11 protein-coding genes and 1 pseudogene are annotated in these 20,365 nt (G+C 39.4%); 8 read left to right on the forward strand and 4 right to left on the reverse strand.

Annotation, left to right across the window (positions count from 1 at the left end):
- Positions 1 to 226 precede the first annotated feature (226 nt).
- Positions 227 to 835 (forward strand): pentapeptide repeat-containing protein, encoded by a 609-nt coding sequence (locus NCWK1_RS06145; protein ID WP_245894838.1) that lies wholly within the window; start codon positions 227 to 229, stop codon positions 833 to 835.
- Between the two features lie 45 nt (positions 836 to 880).
- On the opposite strand, the pseudogene NCWK1_RS30580 reads toward NCWK1_RS06145, so the two are convergent.
- The 3 genes and pseudogenes from NCWK1_RS30580 to yidD all read right to left on the reverse strand — a co-directional run.
- Positions 881 to 2,188: pseudogene (locus NCWK1_RS30580) on the reverse strand (ISAs1 family transposase); the annotation flags it as partial.
- A gap of 544 nt (positions 2,189 to 2,732) precedes the next feature.
- Positions 2,733 to 3,584, reverse strand: coding sequence for a DUF4114 domain-containing protein (locus NCWK1_RS06160; RefSeq protein WP_103124096.1), 852 nt, complete (start codon positions 3,582 to 3,584; stop codon positions 2,733 to 2,735).
- A 345-nt stretch (positions 3,585 to 3,929) separates the two neighbouring features.
- Complete coding sequence (yidD, locus tag NCWK1_RS06165) at positions 3,930 to 4,229, reverse strand: membrane protein insertion efficiency factor YidD (protein ID WP_103124097.1); 300 nt, start codon at positions 4,227 to 4,229, stop codon at positions 3,930 to 3,932.
- Positions 4,230 to 4,290: 61 nt separating this feature from the next.
- Between yidD and NCWK1_RS06170 the strand changes: the two genes are divergently transcribed.
- The 7 genes from NCWK1_RS06170 to uvrC all read left to right on the forward strand — a co-directional run bounded on the left by NCWK1_RS06170 (position 4,291) and on the right by uvrC (position 19,128).
- Positions 4,291 to 4,998 carry a diacylglycerol/polyprenol kinase family protein gene (locus NCWK1_RS06170; RefSeq protein WP_187308067.1) on the forward strand — a complete coding sequence of 236 codons (708 nt, stop codon included), beginning with the start codon at positions 4,291 to 4,293 and terminating at the stop codon, positions 4,996 to 4,998.
- A gap of 1,217 nt (positions 4,999 to 6,215) precedes the next feature.
- The gene (locus NCWK1_RS06175; RefSeq protein WP_103124142.1) at positions 6,216 to 8,036 is read left to right on the forward strand and encodes a beta-barrel domain-containing protein; all 1,821 of its coding nucleotides are present in this window, start codon (positions 6,216 to 6,218) and stop codon (positions 8,034 to 8,036) included.
- Between the two features lie 53 nt (positions 8,037 to 8,089).
- Positions 8,090 to 10,264, forward strand: coding sequence for a peptidase domain-containing ABC transporter (locus tag NCWK1_RS06180; protein WP_103124098.1), 2,175 nt, complete (start codon positions 8,090 to 8,092; stop codon positions 10,262 to 10,264).
- Positions 10,265 to 10,547: 283 nt separating this feature from the next.
- Positions 10,548 to 10,793 carry a hypothetical protein gene (locus NCWK1_RS06185; protein ID WP_096581205.1) on the forward strand — a complete coding sequence of 82 codons (246 nt, stop codon included), beginning with the start codon at positions 10,548 to 10,550 and terminating at the stop codon, positions 10,791 to 10,793.
- A gap of 219 nt (positions 10,794 to 11,012) precedes the next feature.
- Positions 11,013 to 16,379 (forward strand): AAA family ATPase, encoded by a 5,367-nt coding sequence (locus NCWK1_RS06190; protein WP_245894839.1) that lies wholly within the window; start codon positions 11,013 to 11,015, stop codon positions 16,377 to 16,379.
- Positions 16,380 to 16,651: 272 nt separating this feature from the next.
- Positions 16,652 to 17,026, forward strand: coding sequence for a hypothetical protein (locus tag NCWK1_RS06195; protein ID WP_103124100.1), 375 nt, complete (start codon positions 16,652 to 16,654; stop codon positions 17,024 to 17,026).
- Between the two features lie 224 nt (positions 17,027 to 17,250).
- Positions 17,251 to 19,128, forward strand: a complete 1,878-nt coding sequence (gene uvrC, locus NCWK1_RS06200; protein ID WP_103124101.1) for an excinuclease ABC subunit UvrC — start codon at positions 17,251 to 17,253, stop codon at positions 19,126 to 19,128.
- 79 nt (positions 19,129 to 19,207) lie between these two features.
- Here uvrC and acsF read toward each other — a convergent pair whose 3' ends face one another.
- Complete coding sequence (gene acsF, locus NCWK1_RS06205) at positions 19,208 to 20,284, reverse strand: magnesium-protoporphyrin IX monomethyl ester (oxidative) cyclase (protein ID WP_103124102.1); 1,077 nt, start codon at positions 20,282 to 20,284, stop codon at positions 19,208 to 19,210.
- Positions 20,285 to 20,365: the final 81 nt, after the last annotated feature.

Below are 20,365 nucleotides of genomic sequence, written 5' to 3' on the forward strand. Positions count from 1 at the left end.
CCCCTGCATAGATTTGTTCAAAAATCAAATCGGACTGTTATATCTCTCATATAAAGAGGAACTATCAAGCAACAACTGAGAACTTATTGTAGTTTTGTAACGATTTTGTTATATTTCTTTACAGAGGGTAATTAAATGCGCTCAAGTATTTTGCCTCAGACTTTAATTGCAAAGTCGGTTCAGGTGTACAGTTATTGACCAATTTCAACTACATCAAGTTAGATAAATGATCATTTGGAAGGCGGGCTGTATGGATGCTGATGAACTTCTCAGACGCTATCAGACAGGAGAGAGAAATTTCACTCAGATTTGCCTGCATTCAGTAAATCTTAGTGAGGTGTGTTTAGCTGGGATTAATTTGGATAGCGCCAGCTTGGTAAACGTTACCTTCTCTCATTCCAACCTGAGTGGAGCCAACCTCATTGCTGCAAATTTGGCAGCATCATGTCTGTGGAGAACTAATCTTAGTGGTGCGAACCTAATTTGGACAAACTTAAAAGCTGCTAACTTAATTCGTGCCAATCTGAGTAACGTAGACTTACATAAAGCGTCTCTACAGAAATCAGACCTACGTTTAGCAGATTTATGCAATGCTGACCTCAGTGGTGCAGACTTAAGTGGTGCAGATTTGAGCTACGCCAACCTGAGTGGTGCTAACCTAGCAGGAGCAAATCTCAACGGTGCAAACCTCACTGGAGCCAACTTGAACAAAGCAGATTTAAGCTACACCAGTCTCAAGAAAACCATTTTGTTCAAAGCTGATCTCAGTAATGTAGATTTTTCACAAGTAAGCTTGAAAACAGTTAATTTGGATGACATACTTGTGGCTCAATAGTGCCTGAAATAGCCAACTATTAATCTCAGAGTAAGAGCGTCTCAATTAGGCTTGACACAAGCAATTAGAAGAACCTAATGTATTGTCAATGAAACAACAACTGAGCACCCGAATCATATAATTGTTATCCATAGCGGTGCGTTTCATTTTTTGACGAAGACTACGTTTGTAGGTTTTTTCGCAGTTAAGGGCATTGAGAGCAAAGCGTCTTAAAAGAGCAAAATTCTCGGGACTGTGAAAAGAACGAATACGACAAGCATCTTCGGAAAAAGTACAGTCGAGAGTCCAGTGAGCCTCGTTTTCAATGCCCCAGTGTTTGCGGATAGCTCGACCAATGAATTGAGCATCGCTGTGTAAAGAAGTCAGATAAAACTGAACTTCACGAGTAGTCTGGTTCCAAAGATGACGGACGAGCACAACCATTACTAGGCTTTGCAACCCTGCCCAAACCTTGGGTTGATAAAGCTGACCAATCGCACTTACGGGTACACTCCAAACTTCACGAATTTCCCGACGATGATGAGCTTTCTCAATCCGTTTGTCATAACTAACATCAACGCCTCGGAAATTGTTGGCTTTGTGTGTTTCAAACCATTGTTGGACTTGAGAGTGGAGAGTGGGATGATTAGCTTTGAGTGCTAGGACATAATCAGCTTTCTTAGCAACAATCTGTTTGGCAATTTCGGTTTGTGTCCCCATTGCATCAATAGCAATGATAGCGCCTGTGATATCTAGTAATTCCAATAATGCCGGAATCGCCGTAATTTCATTGGATTTATCTTCGACTTTCACTTGTGCCAATACCAAACGTTGTTCACTTGCCCAGGCACTAATGACGTGAAGTGCTGATTGACCCTGATTGCGGTCATAGGCGTTGCATAAATACGGGATGAAATCATAAAATTCTAATTTTCAAACTCTTGCTCTTTATGCCTTTGCGGCTTTGCGTAAGACAAAAAACATCCCATCAATCAGCAACGCCCGGTCATAGGAACCCCTAATTGTCTTTCCATCTATGGGGATAATCTCTCCTCCCATCGAACCCACCAGGGTTTCCACCCATTGCAGAAAACATCGATTTAATGCTTCTGGGTCGATGAATTCAAATACCCGTCGAAAGGTGTCATCCGATGGAATACCGTTTGGTAACGCCAAAAACTCTTCTAACCATTGTTGCTTGCTGATGCCATAATTTTCGATGTCTTCCCACCCTTGCGCTCCGGCAATGATTGCCAGAACTGCAATTACTAAGATGTCTTGGAGTTGATGTTTTTTGGTTCTCTCTACTCTCGGATCTTTGATATCCCCAAAATGCTCCACTAGACTTTGTTGAATACTGCCGATGTCTGCTATTTCTTTGGACTTTCGCTGACCACGCGAATTTTGAAGTGCATCAGCCGATTTACTTTCAAAGCCTTGTGACATCAACTTGACTCCTGCAATTTTCCACAACAGCATTGAAGTCATCTCATTGATCTTGCTCTTGAGTCAAGTGCGTTTTTTACATCTTTGTTTACCCTTATCTTAATTAATTTGTCAAGCTTAAATTATACCGAATTAGATGAGTTTACCCTGCTATTAATCTATATGAAAAGAAGCGATCGCTTTCTCTTTGATGAAGCGATCGCCTGAATTGTATACTGGCAGATACGAAAATATTTGAAAAAGTACACAGAAAATTCAGTATCTTTTGATAACTCAGAACAGAAAGGTTATTTACTGACTCTGAAACAGTAGTGAGTAGCGAAATTGTAGCTTGTAAATCGATATTGATAGATGCGCCCTTGATATAGGCGTCAAGTTATTAACTTATAACGATTGGAAACATGGTTGTGATGAATTGAAGCCTCAAAAGCTTATTAATCAAGTTGTTAACAATCCAAAAGGCTACTAGCTGTTAGCTTTTTTTTAGAGAACGGCGACGAGTTTTGAGTAAACCAATTGCACCTATACCAGCCAAGGCTAAGGTTGCAGAAGGTTCTGGAACACTAACACCTTTTGTTAATTCATGGGCATTTCTAGAACCAATATCTATGGCAAAAACGACATCATTATAATCTTTGTCGCCGCCTCCCCATAAGTCTTCATAACCCAAGACTAAGAAGTTCTTGTACACATAAGTCATTACGTGTTGTAAACCATCTGGATTGGTAGCTTCATTTAACCCAAATACACCTTTAACTGTTGTTCCTTGTTGGTTCTTTCCGTAGATACCTCCATTGATGTCATTAGAGTGCAATAAGAAATCAAGTGTAGTACCAGCTTGGAATTTACCTAAGCTCACCCAGTCACCAATTTTTAATGGGCTATCTTGTTGGGTTTTATTAGCTAAAGCATCGTTAGGATTTGCACAGAAATCTTTAAAATTTTGAAAAGCACTATCTTTGGTACTACAAGATGTATCGCCAAAGATTTTTCCAGTGGTGACTGTATCACCATAAGTTGCTTTAAAATCTAAACGGTTGCGATAACCACCAGCAGTTTCACCAATAAAGAAGACTTTAGTATCGTGAGCATATTTCAGTGTTAGTTGAGATAAATCAACTTTCTGCGCTCCAATTGTCTCAGGAGATAAGTAACGAGATTCTTTGCCCACAAAATCTTTGAAGTCTTGGATATTATCTTTAAAATCAGCTGGCGCTTCATTTCTGCTTTGAATGTTAACGGCGTTTGCTGGTGCAGCAGATACCCACAAGCCAGCTACTAAAGCTGTTGCAGTAAGTAAATTAGGAAACAATGAATTTTTCATGGCGTTCTATCACTAATTGAATCATGAATCTATTAATAAGAGATTTGCCATGTGTTCGTCTAGTTAATATTGGTGAAATTATTCACTTTTTTATATTTAGAACTATGAATTATAAGTACTTATAAAACTTATGTATTTATACTAAACAGGCATCGATAAACTATCTTTTAATCAGAACTTCTCACAGCTAATTTCTGGGAAAAATACTCAAGTATAAATACACAAAAGACAATATTTAGCAATCCTAAATCATTGGTAAAAAAATATATTATTGACTTTATTTACCAGTAAATTCACAAATCAAATAGGAATGCTGTGGATATTGCGGATAACTCCCAGACATTTTTAGTGATTTTGCTTTTCTTGTTGAGTTTCATCTTCGGAATTTACCAGAGTATGATTACAACAATCTGCGTGCGTGACTGATGGTATTATGTCTGGTACTGGGTCATAACCACCAGGGTGAAATGGATGACAACGCAAGATGCGCCAAATTGCCATCCAGCCACCGCGCACTACTCCAAACCTCTCTATTGCTTGGATGGCGTACATAGAACAAGTTGGTTGAAAGCGACAAGTTGGGGGAAACAACGGCGAGATAAACATTCTGTAACCCCGAATTAGCCAAATAAATAATAGTTTCATTCCTGTTGCCCAAATCTTATAAATTAGAAATAAGGGTAAAAATGTCTAGCGTGTAACATTCTTGTTAATTCTGATTCCTGGTTTAACATCAATTCCACCTTTGTGGCTGCAAATTACCATAGTTGCAGTTTGGGTGTTGCTTATCCTCCTGCTTTCATGGGTGGTAAGTCGCTTTGCTACTGATGATTCAGAAATAGTCAGGAAAATAGTTCATATTGGTACTGGCAATGTGATTCTGCTGGCTTGGTGGCTAGATATCCCGGCTGAAGTAGGTATTACAGCTTCGATTTTAGCGAGTATTGTGACTTTGTTATCTTATCGATTGCCGATTCTGCCGGGGATTAACAGCGTTGGTCGCCAAAGTTTAGGAACATTTTTTTATGCTGTGAGTTTTGGTATTTTAGTTGCCTGGTTTTGGCATTTGCAACAACCACAATATGCGGCGATTGGAATTATGGTAATGACTTGGGGAGATGGTTTAGCAGCATTGGTAGGTCAACGCTTTGGTCAACATAAGTATAAAGTTTTTGGGGTAAATAAAAGCTGGGAAGGCTCTTTGACTATGACGTTAGCCAGCTATATGGTGAGTAGTTTGATTTTGCTGGGTATACAAGGAAATATCTGGCAAATTTGGGTGGTATCATTGGCTGTGGCGATCGCAGCTACTGGTTTAGAAGCTGTTTCCTTGTTAGGTATTGATAATTTAACCGTTCCTTTAGGTAGTGCCAGTTTAGCCTTTGTATTAATGCAACTATTGTCAGCTAACTAGGTTGAGATAGGATGTCTGATCGACAATCCAGAATAATGAATTAATTGAATGGGAATAAGCCAAAAAACTGTACTTATTCACTAAAATTTACTATTTTTACTCGCAGAATACTAGGATATCCTAAACACATAAAAGATTTTTTTATATCTACTGTGAGTAGTAAAACTATTGTTTTGATTTCTATCTATAGATTTATGATTTCCTGACAAACAGTGCTTATAGTTGGTTACTTAGGTGGTCAACCCACCAACTGTAAGTGAGGCTAACAATCATGTCACATCCAATATTTTTATCAGAGTTGTTGAGCGATTTATGCGATCAACGACTAGAGTTAATTTTTACTGGCGCAGAGTTGGCGATCATCTGCGATTTTTATGCTGAATAATTATCACGGTATTGCAAAAGCCAAATTGCTGAAATTTTGGGGTTTTGTAGAATCAAGGGATGAAATTTGTTTTGCAGTTTAACATCTGAACTCATCTCGCATTGATGCAATACCAATTTTTGATATTAGGATTTACGCAGTGAAACGAAAAATCAAAGGTTTAAGGAAGCGTGTAGGGGTATAGATGTTCACAACCCTGACACCCAACCTCAACAGCTAATCTTTGTGCGTAAGTCCTGGATACCACACAGCCATCTGTGCGATCGCTGTCATTATGAGCAGTTTGTTAGTGCCAAAGATAAATAGCTTTTTTCTAGCTTGAAAATCAATTTTGGCAATGATTTTGCCTTAATTAAGAAGAGGGGAGAGGAGATAATTATCACTCGCTCAACGTAAGTGAGGTCTTTGAGGGAGTCTGAGTCTTCTCCTCTGTTTTCTCTCCGCGTTGCCCACGTTAGAGATGTGAGAAAAGTTATTGCTGTGCTTGTTTGGCACACACTTTTCTCTTCCCCCATAACTGATTATAAAGGATTATTTGTGATGATGTTATCTGCTTTTGATCAAGGGAATTTATGCAAAACTTGCTTTGAGCGATCGCATTCTAGATAAAAGCTGAAATTTTCTGAGTTTTTCGCTATGGTGTCAGTGCAGAATTGTCTAATTATTCCTTTTGATTTATTACCAAATAAATAGGAACTCCCTCATTCTTGAGATACACAAAGACAGAATTAACTGTCAATAACAGAGGATGAAGGCAAAAAAAATAAAGATTTTGAAGTTACTGCATCAAGCTTCAGCTTATAGATCAATTTCAAAAATAAGGTGCAATACAGTGAATTTCTTACGCGCTCAGGAAAACTATGCTGACAATAGTTTTAATGACCTGAATCCAGAACAACTCCCTGTATTTGATGTGAATGAATTTCTCCCCAGTATTGGTAAATGGGTAAACATTACTGGGAGCATAATGATCACTATTTTGGTGCTGGGAGTGATTTTATCTTCGATACTCAAGTACAATGTCACAGTGAAAGTTCCGGCAACAATTAGACCTTTAGGAGAACTAAAAGTTGTTGAGTCTGCTATTACTGGAACTGTGCAGAAAATTGAGGCGAAAGATAGTCAGATTGTTAAACAAGGACAAGCGATCGCCTACATTGATGATTCGCGGCTGCAAAATCAAAAAAGTCAACTACAAACCAGCGTTCAAAAGAGTAAATTACAACTAGGTCAAATTGAGGCTCAACTGAGTGAAATTAACATTCAACTTGCGGCTCAAACTGAACTAATGAACCGGACGATTCTTGCGGCGCAAGCGGAGTTAAGTGGTACTGAACGCAACTATCAAGATCAACGAATTAAAGCTTTTGCGGAAATGACGCAAGCACAAACAGCTTTTACTTTAGCGAAATTACAAAAAGACCGATTACGGCGAGAAAAACTCTTAACTACCACTGTGCAAGAAACAGAAGCCGCTTTGGCGTTAGCGAGAGTGCAACGCGATCGCTTACAGGGGGAAAAATTATTGCAATCAACTGTACAAGCAGCTGAAATAGCCTTGCATATCGCTCAAAAGCAAAAAGATAGATTGCAGCGTGATCAATTGTTAAAGATTACTGTGCAAGAAGCAGAAGCCGCTTTGCAAATGGCTAAGTTACAACGCGATCGCTTGCAGTCGATAGTAGCACTAGGAGCCGTACCACTCAATTTATTTGAGGAAAAAGCGCAAGCTGTCAAAGAAGCGGAAGCTAAGTTAGTACAAACCAAAGCCAACACTAAAAATCTTCTGGAAGAAAAAGAACAAGGGGTGATTTCAGCGCAAGCGAAACTCGCCCAAGCTCAAGAAAATGCCAAAAATAGCTTAGAAGAAAAAGTACAAGCAGTCAAAGCGGCGGAAACGAAGTTAGAACAAGCCAAAGCTAATGCGAAAAATAGCTTAGAAGAAAAAGACCAAGCTCTGACAATTGCTGAAACCAACTTAATTAAAGTGAAAACTGCATTGAATCCCAGTGATTCGCCTGTAGCGGTAGCATCTGCACGTATTCAGCAAGAACAGGCCAAGAAAGAAGCAGATTTAGCAGCTTTGAAAAAGGAAAGAGAAACCTTACTTCAGCAGCGCACAGAATTCCAAAAACAACTAGATACCACCCAAAAACAACTCCAACAAACCGACAATGAATTAAGTAAGACTGTAATTCGCGCCCCAAGCGACGGTATTTTATTGCAGTTTAAATTACGCAACCCTGGACAAATTGTACAACCTAGTGAAGCGATCGCTCAGATTGCGCCTCTTGATGCAGCAATGCAAATCAAAGCAAGAGTACCCGCGCAAGATATCGACAAGGTAAAAGCAAATCAACAAGTTCAAATGCAGGTTTCGGCTTGTCCTTATCCAGATTACGGCACACTCAAGGGTACTGTAACCACAATCGCACCAGATGCTTTAGCAGTGGAAAAAAACAGTGCATTGCCTACTGTAGAGCCAGCGCCAGCTTATGAAGTAACTATCGTACCGCAAACTGCATCTGTTGGTAGAGGCGATCGCCAGTGTCATCTCAAACCAGGAATGGAGGGACGCGCTGATATCATTTCTCGCCAAGAAACAATCATGCAATTCATTCTGCGAAAAGCCAGATTAGTTGCAGATATCTAGCACAATTCAGAATCAAAAAATCTATCTTTCTGCATTACGAATTACGAATTATCATGTTTGGTCTATTCAAATTTAAACACCAAAAAAAATATCAGTGTGTTTTACAGTCAAGTGAAGAGGACTGTGGAGCCGCTTGTCTAGTTTCGATTTGCAAACATTACGGACGCTTCTTAAGCATGAGTAAAAGCCGAGAAGCAGTCGGAACAGGACATTTAGGCACAACTTTATTAGGACTCAAACGCGGCTGTGAGACATTGGGATTTAATGCAAGAGCCGTGAAAGCTGCACCGGCGATCGTAGATAGAATTACAGAAATTAATCTACCAGCGATTATTCATTGGCGCGGCTATCACTGGGTTGTGCTGTACAACAAGCGAGGGAAAAAGTATGTGATTGGTGATCCGGCGATCGGCTTACGCTACATTACCCGCGAAGAATTAACTACTGGTTGGAATGGAGTTATGCTCTTATTAGAGCCAGACCCCACGCGTTTTTTTGTGCAGTTTCAGGAAGAAACAAAGCAGGGTTTAGGAAAATTTTTTCAGCGTGTATTACCTTATCGAAATTTACTTGGTCAGGTATTGCTAATTAATATTGCTTTAGGTGTACTGGCGCTGGGTAGTCCTGTTTTACTGCAACTACTAACAGATGATGTTTTAGTACGGGGAGATACTCAATTACTAATTGTTGTGATTTCAGCCGTTGTCATCAGCAGCTTATTTAGTAGTAGTTTGCAAGTCGTACAATCCATGATGATTGCTCATTTTGGTCAACGGCTGCAATTAGGACTGGTAATGGAGTTTGCGCGGAAAATTCTTCAGTTACCTTTGAGTTATTATGAATCGCGCCGCAGTGGGGAAATTTCTAGCCGACTGCGGGATATTGATGAAATCAATCAGTTAGTATCGCAAATAGTCATTCTGTTACCCAGCCAGTTTTTTATTGCGGTAATTTCTTTCAGCATTATGCTGTTTTATAGCTGGGAGTTAACAATTGCAGTTATCTTAGTTGCTTTATTAATTACAGTATCTACTTTACCTTTTTTACCCATTCTCCAACAAAAAACGCGCAGTTTGTTAGTTTTAGGTGCAGAAAATCAAGGTGTGTTGGTAGAAACATTTAAAGGCGCACAGGTAATTAAAACGACTAATGCTGCTCCGCAATTTTGGGATGAATTTCAAAGCCGCTTTGGTCGTTTGGCACATTTAACTTTCAGCACAATTCAAATTGGGATTATTAACGGTACTGTTGCGAGATTAATTTCTACTATTGGTGGAGTAGTTTTATTAGGATTAGGCAGTCTTTTAGTGATTCAAGGAAAATTAAGTATTGGTCAAATCTTGGCTTTTAATGCTTTACAAGTTAATATCTTTAATTTAATTAACTCTTTAGTTGGGTTTGGAGATGAATATTTTCGATCGCAAACGGCTGTCTCTCGGCTTTTAGAAGTTATTGAAGCGACACCAGAAGTAATTGGGGGAAGCCAAAAACCAACTGTGCAAATACTTGCTGATGCAGATATTCGGTTTTCCCAAGTGACCTTTCATCATGCTGGGAGAGTTGATTTGTTAGAAGAATTTTCTCTGAAACTTCCTGGGGGAAATGCGATCGCTTTGATTGGAAAATCAGGGTGTGGGAAAAGTTCTTTAGCAAAACTGATTGCGGGTTTGTATCAGTTGAATTCTGGGAATATCCGCATTGGTTTTTATAATATTCAGGATATCGCCCTTGACTGTTTACGCCAACAAGTAGTTTATGTACCGCAAGAACCGCATTTTTGGAGTCGCTCGATTTTAGATAACTTTCGCTTAGGTAGTCCTCATATTTCCTTTGAGGAAATTGTCAAAGCTTGTGAAATTGCGGATGCAGATAATTTTATTAGTCAACTACCAAATAATTATCAAACTGTTTTAGGAGAGTTTGGTGCTAATCTCTCTGGTGGACAACGACAACGATTAGCGATCGCTAGAGGAATTCTCACTAATCCACCTATATTGATTTTAGATGAAGCAACAGCCGGACTTGACCCTGTGAGCGAAGCACAAGTCTTAGATCGGTTGTTAGCATACCGCAAAGGTAAAACTACAATTTTGATTACTCATCGTCCTAGTGTAGTGCATCGTGCTGATTGGATTGTCATGCTAGATCAAGGTCAAGTGCAATTACAAGGTACACTAGAAACATTTCTCTCTCAACAAGGAGAACATTTAAAGTTTTTATCTTTTTAAACGGTCGTAAATTTGGAACTTAGTCCTTTATATTGCTAATATTTCTGATTTTTTAAGTGTCCAGAAATATTTGTATTTACTCATATTTCATAAATATCGATATTACTATTTATGAATTTTAAAATCAAAAGGTAATTTTAAAATTGTTTTAATTAAGTTAGTCCAAAAGAATGAGCTTTTGTTAAATAAACTATAACCGGAGAATAATTTATTAGAAGACATAATAGCTAATAATAAAGGCGTAGGTTTTACAAAACCTATCAACTAAGTGAGGCAAAGAATTATGTCAAATAAATTAATCACATCTACTTTACTTGTTGACTTATCAACAGAAGAACAGCAGCTGTTATCTGGTGGACAAACTGGTGGACAACCAACAGGTGGTGGTCAATCTCCTTATGGTGGACAATTCCCATCTAACGGACAACCATCATATCCATCACAGGGGGATGAATCCCGCCGTTATCCCACATATATCTGTCGTCCAGTTTACGATGATGACAGTAGTACCTCCGGCGGCGGACAGTAAATAATCAGTAGTTTCAGCTTAAACACTGGGTAATTACCCAAAATTGCTGATTTTGTACCTAGCTCAGTGTTGTCTAGACACTGGGCTTATTGCATTTTAAGCAAAATGGCTTGATTTTAGGCAGCTTTTCTTTAGCTAAATCAGAAAAACTATTACAGCACTCTTGTCACTTTTAAAAGCGTGCAAATTATACTGGTTAGGCTAGTAAAAATAGCTCTAATGCTTGAGCAACCTATGATCGCACTGGAAGGATACAAAATTTTAAGAGAACTGTATGATAGTCCTCGTTCTCAGGTGTATCAGGGATACCGAGAGTCCGATCGCCAACCAGTAGTGTTGAAATTATTGCGGGAGGAATATCCTACCCCAGAAGCGATCGCACGATTTAAACTCGAATACGAACTGACACGCCGCTTTCAAGTTCCGGGAATTATCCAAGCCTACAGCGTCGAAAAATATGCCAACACTTTAGTTCTAGTTTTAGAAGATTTTGGTGGACAACCTCTGCGGAGTTTCCTCAATCAAAAACCTTTAGGACTGGAGAATTTTCTGCACATTGCAATTCAAGTTGCAGCGGCTTTAGGTGCAATTCACCAACAACAAATTATTCATAAAGATATTAATCCTGCTAATATTCTCCTCAATCCCTTAACGCAACAGACAAAGATTATTGATTTTGGCATTGCGACGCTGTTGTCAAAGGAAAATCCTACTTTACTGAACCTGAATATTTTAGAAGGGACACTGGCCTACATTTCGCCGGAACAAACAGGAAGAATGAATCGGGCGATTGATTATCGTAGCGATTTTTATTCTTTGGGTGTGACATTTTACGAATTACTGACGCAACAATTACCCTTTGTTAGTGAAGATCCAGTCGAACTAGTCCACAGCCACATTGCTAAACAAGCGATTTCGCCCCATAAACTAAATCCGGCAATTCCTGTAGTAATTTCTAACTTAGTGATGAAATTGCTCGAAAAGACTGCTGAAGAAAGATATCAAAGCGCCTTTGGTTTGCAAGTAGACTTACAGCAATGTCTCGATTTATTCATAACTACAGGCGAAATTAAAACTTTTCAATTAGGAAAAAAGGATAGTTCTGATAGATTCCAAATTCCCCAAACACTTTATGGCAGAGAACAAGAAGTTACAGATTTATTGATGGCTTTTGATCGGGCGAGTCATGGACAAAGCGAAGTTATGTTGATTGCAGGTTATTCTGGAATTGGCAAATCAGCTTTAGTGCAGGAAATTTATAAACCGATTACCCAAAAACGGGGATATTTCATCTCAGGTAAGTTTGATCAGTTTCAACGCAATATTCCCTACAGTTCTTTAATTCAAGCATTCACAGCTTTAATTCGCCAACTTTTAACCGCAACCGAAACAGAAATCAATCTCTGGCGAGAAAAATTATTACATGCTTTGGGTGACAATGGTCAAGTAATTATTGATGTCATTTCTGAAGTCGAATTAATTATTGGCAAGCAGCCACCTGTTATAGAACTACCACCGCAGGAAGCCCAAAATCGCTTTAATTTAGTATTTCAAAACTTTATTACTGTCTTTACCCAAAAAGAACATCCTTTGGTAATTTTCTTGGATGATTTGCAATGGGCGGATAGTGCATCGTTGCAGTTAATTGAGTTATTAACTAGTCAGTTAGACAGCCGCTACTTGTTGTTGATTGGTGCTTATCGAGATCATGAAGTAGATTCTACCCATCCTTTGCGGAGTGCGATCGCCTCTTTAGAGTCATCTGGTGTCATAATTCACGAAATCACATTAACACCGTTAGAATTACCCCAAATTCATACACTCCTCAGTGATACTTTTAATAGTCACGATTGGGCAAAGTTAACTCCTCTGGCAGAACTATTACAGCAAAAAACTAACGGCAATCCCTTCTTTATGAATGAATTCCTGAAGTCGCTGTATACAGAAGGATTGCTGCAATTTGATGTGCAACGCCGGGAATGGGATTGGCAACTGGGCCAAATTCAAGCGGCGCAAATTACCGATAACGTTGTGGAATTAATGGCAGGTAAAATTCAAAAACTACCAACCGCCTCTCAGCAAGCGTTACAGTTAGCATCTTGTATTGGTAATCAATTTGATTTAAAAACCTTAGCGATTGTCCAAGAAAAATCTTTGCCAGAGACAGCCACTGAGTTATGGGAAGCTGTAGAAATGGGGCTGATTTTTCCTCAAGGTAACGACTATCAATTATTACAAGTAGGTGATCGGGAAATTGCCGCTAACCTGACAAATTTAGATGTTGTCTACAAATTTTTACACGATCGCGTCCAACAAGCAGCTTATTCACTCATTCCCACCAAGGAAAAACAAGCAGTTCACTTGCAAATTGGACAACTGTTATTGCAGAATATCACCACCGAGGAACAAGAAGAAAAGATTTTTGACATTGTTAACCAATTAAACTTCGGCTTAGATTTAGTCACAGATGAATCACAGCGACAGCAATTAGCCCAGTTAAATTTGCTGGCGGGGAACAAAGCCAAAGCCTCCGCCGCTTACGAACCTGCTTTAGATTACCTGACAACGGGCATTAACTGTTTAGCAACATCCTGTTGGCAACAGCAGTATTCTTTGGCTTTATCTCTGCACGAAGCCGCAGTGGAAGCTGCTTATTTGACTGGGGCGTTTGAATACATGGATGAATTAATTGAGATTGTATTACGTCACACCCGCACTACACTTGATCAAGTCCAAGTCTACGCCATCAAAATTCAATCTCTTGTTGCCAGAGATGAATTGTTAACAGCCTCAAAATTAGGTTTGCAAGTTCTTAAACTGTTGAAAATTCCTTTAGTCGCTAACCCTGGACAACTGCAAATTTTGTTAGGACTGTTAAAAACGAAACTGGCTTTGACTAGTAGACAGGTACAAACCTTAGCTGATTTACCGAGACTGACAAATCCTACTAAATTAGCGGCTATTCGTATTTTAGCCAGTATTGCTTCGTCAACTTATCTTGCAGCGCCAAATTTGTTTCCCTTAACTGTGTTTAAACAGGTGGAACTTTCCGCCATACATGGTAACGCGCCAGAATCAGCTTTTGCCTACGCTACTTATGGCTTGATTTTGTGTGGTGTAGTGGGAGATTTGACAGGAGGGTATGAGTTTGGTGAGTTGGCATTAAAACTGATAGAACGGTTTAACGCCAAAAATATGCAAGCAAGAGTATTGTTTGTTGTTAATAGTTTTGTGCGTCACTGGCGAGAACCAATTGTTAATACCATACCTGCATTGCAAATTGCTTTTCAAGTAGGTCGAGATACGGGTGATACTGAATATGCAGCTTTTGCAGCGAATGTTGGTACCAGTCATAGTTATTTTTGTGGTCAAGATTTAAAAGAAGTAGATAAAAGTTTAGCGACTTATTTAGAGGTAATTCAGAAGTTTAAGAAAAAGCCAGTTTTTGATTTAATTCAAATTTATCGGCAGGCGATCGCTAATTTACAAGGCAAAAATGCTAATCCCTGCGAGTTGGTGGGGGAATTTTACGACGCAACTAAAACCTTACCCCTACATATCGAGACTAATTATCGCACAGCAACTTTTACTGTATACAATCATCTACTGACACTGAATTATTGGTTTGAAGATTACAATACTGCTTGGCAAAATGCTGAATTAGCAATTCCTTATTTAGATGCTGTAGTAGCATTATTCATCATTGGATGGTTTAACTTTTATGATTCTTTGGTGCGGTTAGCCTTAGCGCCAACAAAAACTGTCACAGAACGGCAAGCATTACTCAAACAAGTAACAGCAAATCAGAAGAAACTGAAAACTTGGGCGCAATCTGCACCGAGTAACTACGCTCATAAATTAGCCTTGGTAGAAGCAGAATGGTATCGAGTTCAAGGTGAAACAGCAGAAGCGATCGCTTGTTACGATCGTGCCATTAATTTAGCCCAAGAAAACAATTATCCTCACGAAGCTGCTTTGGCAAATGAATTAGCAGCCAAGTTTTATTTAGCCCAAAATAAATTAAAGATTGCCCAAGGATACATGCAGGATGCGTCATATCTTTATTTACAATGGGGCGCAACTGCTAAAGTTAAATATCTAGAAACTCAATATCCTCAACTTTTAAGCCGCAAGTTAGAAAGAATTACTATCCCCCATATTTCTACTAAAAATACTAACGCCAGCAGTATCACCAGTAGCAGTGGTTCCGCATCACTGGATTTGATGACAGTTATGAAAGCTTCGCAAGCTTTGTCAGGAGAAATTCAACTTGATAAATTGCTGGCTAACTTGATGCAAATTTTGATAGAAAATGCTGGGGCGCAACGGGGATTTCTTTTACTGGAAACTAAAGGTAAATTTTTAATAGAAGCCCAGGGAAGCGTTGAACAAAATAATATTCAAGTACTGGAATCTCTAAATATTGAAGATAGTCAGATTCTTTCTGTGGCAATTGTGAATTATGTGATTCGCACCAAAACGAGTGTAGTGCTTAATGATGCTGCTCGCAAAGGTGAATTTATCCGTGATGCTTACATTCGCCAATTTCAACCGCGATCGCTTTTGTGTGCGCCGTTGATTAATCAAGGCAAACTTACAGGTATTATCTATTTAGAAAATAACTTGACCACAGGTGCATTCACTCCTGATCGTTTGGAGTTACTCAACTTACTTTCAGCACAAGCGGCGATTTCTATTGAAAACGCCCGTTTATACACCGACTTAGCAGCCTTAAACCAAGCTTACGAACGCTTCGTTCCCCGTCAATTTCTCCAATTCCTCAACAAACAAAGTATTGTCGATGTGCAGTTAGGTGATCAAGTCCAGCGGGAAATGTCGGTGTTATTTACTGATATTCGTTCTTTCACTACACTTTCAGAAACTTTAACTCCGGCGGAAAACTTTCAATTTATCAACTCTTATTTGAGTTGTATGGAACCAATCATTATTCAACATAATGGTTTCATTGATAAATATATTGGTGATGCCATTATGGCTTTATTTGCTGGTAATGCTGATGATGCAGTACAAGCCGGCATTGCCATGTTACAAGCTTTAGTAACTTACAATCAAGAACGGCAAGCACAAGGAGATTTACCAATTAAAATTGGCATTGGAATTAATACAGGAACACTGATTTTGGGGACAGTCGGCGGATTTAATCGTATGGATGGTACAGTCATTAGTGATGCCGTCAACTTAGCTTCGCGGATAGAAGGGTTAACTAAAACATTCAATACACCGCTATTAATTACAGACCAAACATTTCAGCGGTTAAAAAATTGCGATCGCTCTCATATTCGCGTAGTTGGACAAGTAAAAGTTAAAGGTAAAATCACGGCTGTAACTGTCCATGAAGTATTTACTGCTGATGTTACAGAAGTTCGCCAAGGTAAGTTAGTAACTAAAGAATTGTTTACCGCAGCACTTAAACTTTATGAAGCACAACAATTTACCTCAGCCGCCCAACATTTTCAAGATTGCTTACAACAAAACCCCTTAGATCAAGTTGCACAAATTTATCTTAATCTTTGTCATTCAGAGTTGAAATTATCAACCATTTTTACAGAAGAAATTAAGTTATAAAAATTTTGCTTGTTATGTAAATATAGTAACTAACATTACGAATGTAAAAACTTGCATTGTTAATGCAATTGCTCACATCATGAATGCGATCGCTTGCATAATGAATGTGACAGTTTACATTGTGAATGTAATGACTCACATTCACAATATACCAGTTTGCAATCACACTGCACTCTTAAGTTTAAATATTATCCTACCTAAAAAATTAATCTTACTGATATTTTTTTAGTTGTAATGGGTACATTAAATATGTACTATACTACGGAAGCATAATGGCTACCCAAGACACTACACGTCGTTTATCTCGTCAGACAATCATTCAAGACACCACTTCCTTACACGGTTTGCAAACAATTAACAACTATGCAACCACTCGTGCTGATGCCACAGATGATTCTTTGCAGACAGCTTATCAAAAAATGTTAACACTGCAACAAATTGAAAATGAGAAACTTGCTTTATACCGTGCGGCTACTGATGCAGCAAGATTAGCTGAGTGGGAATTTCACAATGCGGTATTAGCCATGAAAGAAGTTGTACGGGGACAATATGGTTCTGATAGTGATCAAGCCCAAGCCGTAGGATTCAAGAAAAAATCAGACCGTAAGCGTCCCAGTCGCAAAAAGTCAATAGCGATCGCTAGTTAATTAAATTACTTTCACAGTTTAACCTTGTCTAAATACTGTTTACTTTTGCATAGCATAACCATCTCGGTAAGCTAAAGTGCGGAAACTAGCCCACGCAAACGCTCCGCTTTGTCTGTTAACAAAGCAGGGCGTAGCCTGGTAAATTTATCTTCAAGTTGAGCAACGCCCAATTTATTTCTTAAAATAGAGATAGGTAAAAGCGTAAGATTACCGAAAATTTAATTGTGACAACATCTGCTCAAATACTACCACTGGTTAAAGATCCAGAGCGTCTGGAAAGCCGACTAGCTGAAATTCCGCCGGAACCAGGAGTTTATTTTATGCGGGATGGCAGCGATCGCATTATATATATAGGTAAGTCACGGAAGTTGCGATCGCGTGTCCGTTCCTATTTTCGTGAAGGTTATACAAAAAGCGAACGCATCGCCACAATGGCGAGACAAGTAACAGAAATTGAATTTATTGTCACTGATACCGAAGCCGAAGCTTTGGCGTTAGAAGCCAATTTAATCAAGCAGCACCAGCCATACTTTAATGTGCTGCTCAAAGATGATAAAAAATATCCATATCTGTGTATCACTTGGTCAGAAGACTATCCCCGCATCTTCATCACACGCAAACGCCAACTAGGTAAAGAAAAAGATAAATTCTACGGGCCTTATACAGATACAGGTTTATTAAGAGAAATTCTCCGCATTAGTAAGCGCATCTTTTCTCTGCGACAACGACCACAACCTTTATTTAAAGACCGTCCCTGTTTAAATTATGATATGGGGCGTTGTCCTGGTGTCTGTCAACAATTGATTTCCCCAGAAGAATACCGCAAAACTGTGCAGAAAGTAGCGATGGTGTTCCAAGGCCGAACTCAAGAATTAATTGATATTTTGACAGAACAAATGCAAACAGCCGCCGAGGCGCTAAACTTTGAATCGGCGGCGCGAATACGTGACCAAATTTCTGGGTTAAAATCTCTGACGGCAGATCAAAAAGTATCTTTACCAGATGATACAGTTTCGCGGGATGCGATCGCTTTAGCCGCTGATACACAACACGCCTGCATTCAATTATTTCAAATTCGCGCTGGACAATTAGTCGGACGCTTGGCCTTTGTTGCTGATGCACAAGCTGAACCAGGTGCAATTTTACAACGCGTTTTAGAAGAACATTATCAAACTGCTGATGCGGTGGAAATTCCCGCCGAGATTTTGGTACAGCATGAGTTACCCGACGCAGAAATATTAGCGGATGTTTTAACGCAGCGTAAGGGCAGAAAAGTCACAATTTTCACGCCTCAGCGCCAAACTAAGGCAGAATTAATTGAGATGGTCGAGCGTAACGCCCAATACGAATTACAAAGAATGCAAAAATTGGGCGATCGCAATAATCAAGCCATGCAAGATTTAGCTGATGTTCTCGATTTACCAGATTTACCCCACCGCATTGAAGGTTACGACATTTCCCATATTCAAGGTTCCAATGCTGTTGCTTCTCAAGTAGTATTTATTGATGGTTTACCGGGTAAGCAACATTATCGCCATTACAAAATCAAAAATCCCACAGTCACAATTGGACATTCAGATGATTTTGCCAGTTTAGCTGAAGTCATTCAACGGCGATTTCGTAAATATAGCGAAGATACCCAACTACAACGCGCTGGCAATCCTGACTGGCCTGATTTAATTATGATTGATGGCGGTAAGGGTCAGCTATCATCTGTTGTCACTGTGTTGCAAGAGATGAACTTGTTAGAAGACTTGCGAGTTGTGAGTTTGGCAAAACAGCGCGAAGAGATTTTTTTACCGGGAGAGTCACAACCCTTACCAACCGACGCAGAACAACCAGGAGTCCAATTACTGCGAAGGTTGCGGGATGAAGCTCATAGATTTGCTGTGAGTTTCCATCGGCAACAACGCAGTGATAAACTGAGGCGATCGCGTTTAGACGAAATCCCCGGCTTAGGACATCATCGCCAAAAGCAACTATTAGGGCATTTTCGCTCAGTCGATTATATCCGCCAAGCTACACCCGCACAACTCGCCGAAGTTGCGGGAATTGGGACAAGACTAGCGCAGGAAATTTACGATTACTTTCATCCTGCTTGAAAAATTAAACAGCAATATTTCTAAAAAAAAGCATGGTATTAATTAACTAATACCATGCCCATCAAATTATCTTGGAAATCTAACGAGCCATTCCATGAGCAGTAGCAGCATCAATTGGCTTCATCAAGTACAACTTCAAGAAGTGCCAACCATTGGAGATATACAATGGCAACTTCTGGAAGATTTGCAGGAATTGGGGTGTGTTAGAGTTAGCGATCGCACCCAATTTTTCGTTATTCTTGATACATAAATCCAGGCGATCGTAAAACTCTGGATTGTCTACATCCAACATTACCGGGAAGACTCTACCAGCGGTTTCATTGGTTTTCTTGATGACGTAAATATCGTATTCCCGTGCATCTAAACCAATAGAAGCGTAAAAGTCTTTACGTTGGATGTCATTGAGATACATCGTCACAAACACAGACAACAAGAAGAACCGACTCCACAGTTTTGCTTTCCAATCATTCAGCATCTGTGGTTGCGCTCTCATGATGGCATCAAAGAAATCACCATGACGGTTTTCATCTTGACACCAATTTTCAAAGAACCGGAAAATTGGATAAATTCTGTCTTCGGGATGCGCCTCTAAATGACGATAAATGGTGATATAACGCCAATAACCTATTTTTTCGGAAAGATAGGTGGCGTAGAAAATGAATTTGGGTTTGAAGAAAGTGTAATTGCGGCTCTTTGTCAAAAACCCTAAATCTAGAGACAAATTAAAGTCTGACATCGCTTTATTCAAAAAGCCAGCGTGACGTGCTTCATCCCGTGACATGAGGTTGAAACACTCAGCAAGGAGGGGACTTTTATCTTTTAAGCGGCGGCCTAATTCCTTATACAGCAAGAAGCCAGAAAATTCTGCTGTACAAGAACGCTCTAGAAATTCAATGAACAACTGGCGAGTTTCCCCGTCGATGTGATCCCAGGATTGTTCAAACTCGGCATCCCGAACAAAGTGATGGCGGTTATAGTCAGTGCGGAACTCTTCTAAGATGGCTTGTAACTCATCTTCATTTACAGAGATGTCCATCCGTGCCATCTCATCAAAATCGGTAGTATAAAACCGTGGTGTTAATAAGGTTTCTTTTGCCGGGACTTTTATCCCTGGCCGTATTTCTTCAAAGCCTGGTTTTTTGAGGGAATCTACCATGTCTTGATTGCCACGAGTGTATTATCTTGATTACGCCAGAGAACCAAAAGTAATGCTCTCATAAGGCGCAGCAAAGGACAA

This window comes from Nostoc cycadae WK-1 (assembly GCF_002897135.1).
In the GTDB taxonomy this organism is placed as follows: domain Bacteria; phylum Cyanobacteriota; class Cyanobacteriia; order Cyanobacteriales; family Nostocaceae; genus Nostoc_B.

What these genes read in the sequence shown, in the direction of transcription:
- acsF (WP_103124102.1), bottom strand. Translation starts at nt 20,284, where the DNA reads ATGGTAGATTCCCTCAAAAAACCAGGCTTTGAAGAAATACGGCCAGGG.
- NCWK1_RS06190 (WP_245894839.1), top strand. Translation starts at nt 11,013, where the DNA reads ATGCTTGAGCAACCTATGATCGCACTGGAAGGATACAAAATTTTAAGA.
- NCWK1_RS06180 (WP_103124098.1), top strand. Translation starts at nt 8,090, where the DNA reads ATGTTTGGTCTATTCAAATTTAAACACCAAAAAAAATATCAGTGTGTT.
- NCWK1_RS06195 (WP_103124100.1), top strand. Translation starts at nt 16,652, where the DNA reads ATGGCTACCCAAGACACTACACGTCGTTTATCTCGTCAGACAATCATT.
- yidD (WP_103124097.1), bottom strand. Translation starts at nt 4,229, where the DNA reads ATGAAACTATTATTTATTTGGCTAATTCGGGGTTACAGAATGTTTATC.
- NCWK1_RS06145 (WP_245894838.1), top strand. Translation starts at nt 227, where the DNA reads ATGATCATTTGGAAGGCGGGCTGTATGGATGCTGATGAACTTCTCAGA.
- NCWK1_RS06160 (WP_103124096.1), bottom strand. Translation starts at nt 3,584, where the DNA reads ATGAAAAATTCATTGTTTCCTAATTTACTTACTGCAACAGCTTTAGTA.
- NCWK1_RS06185 (WP_096581205.1), top strand. Translation starts at nt 10,548, where the DNA reads ATGTCAAATAAATTAATCACATCTACTTTACTTGTTGACTTATCAACA.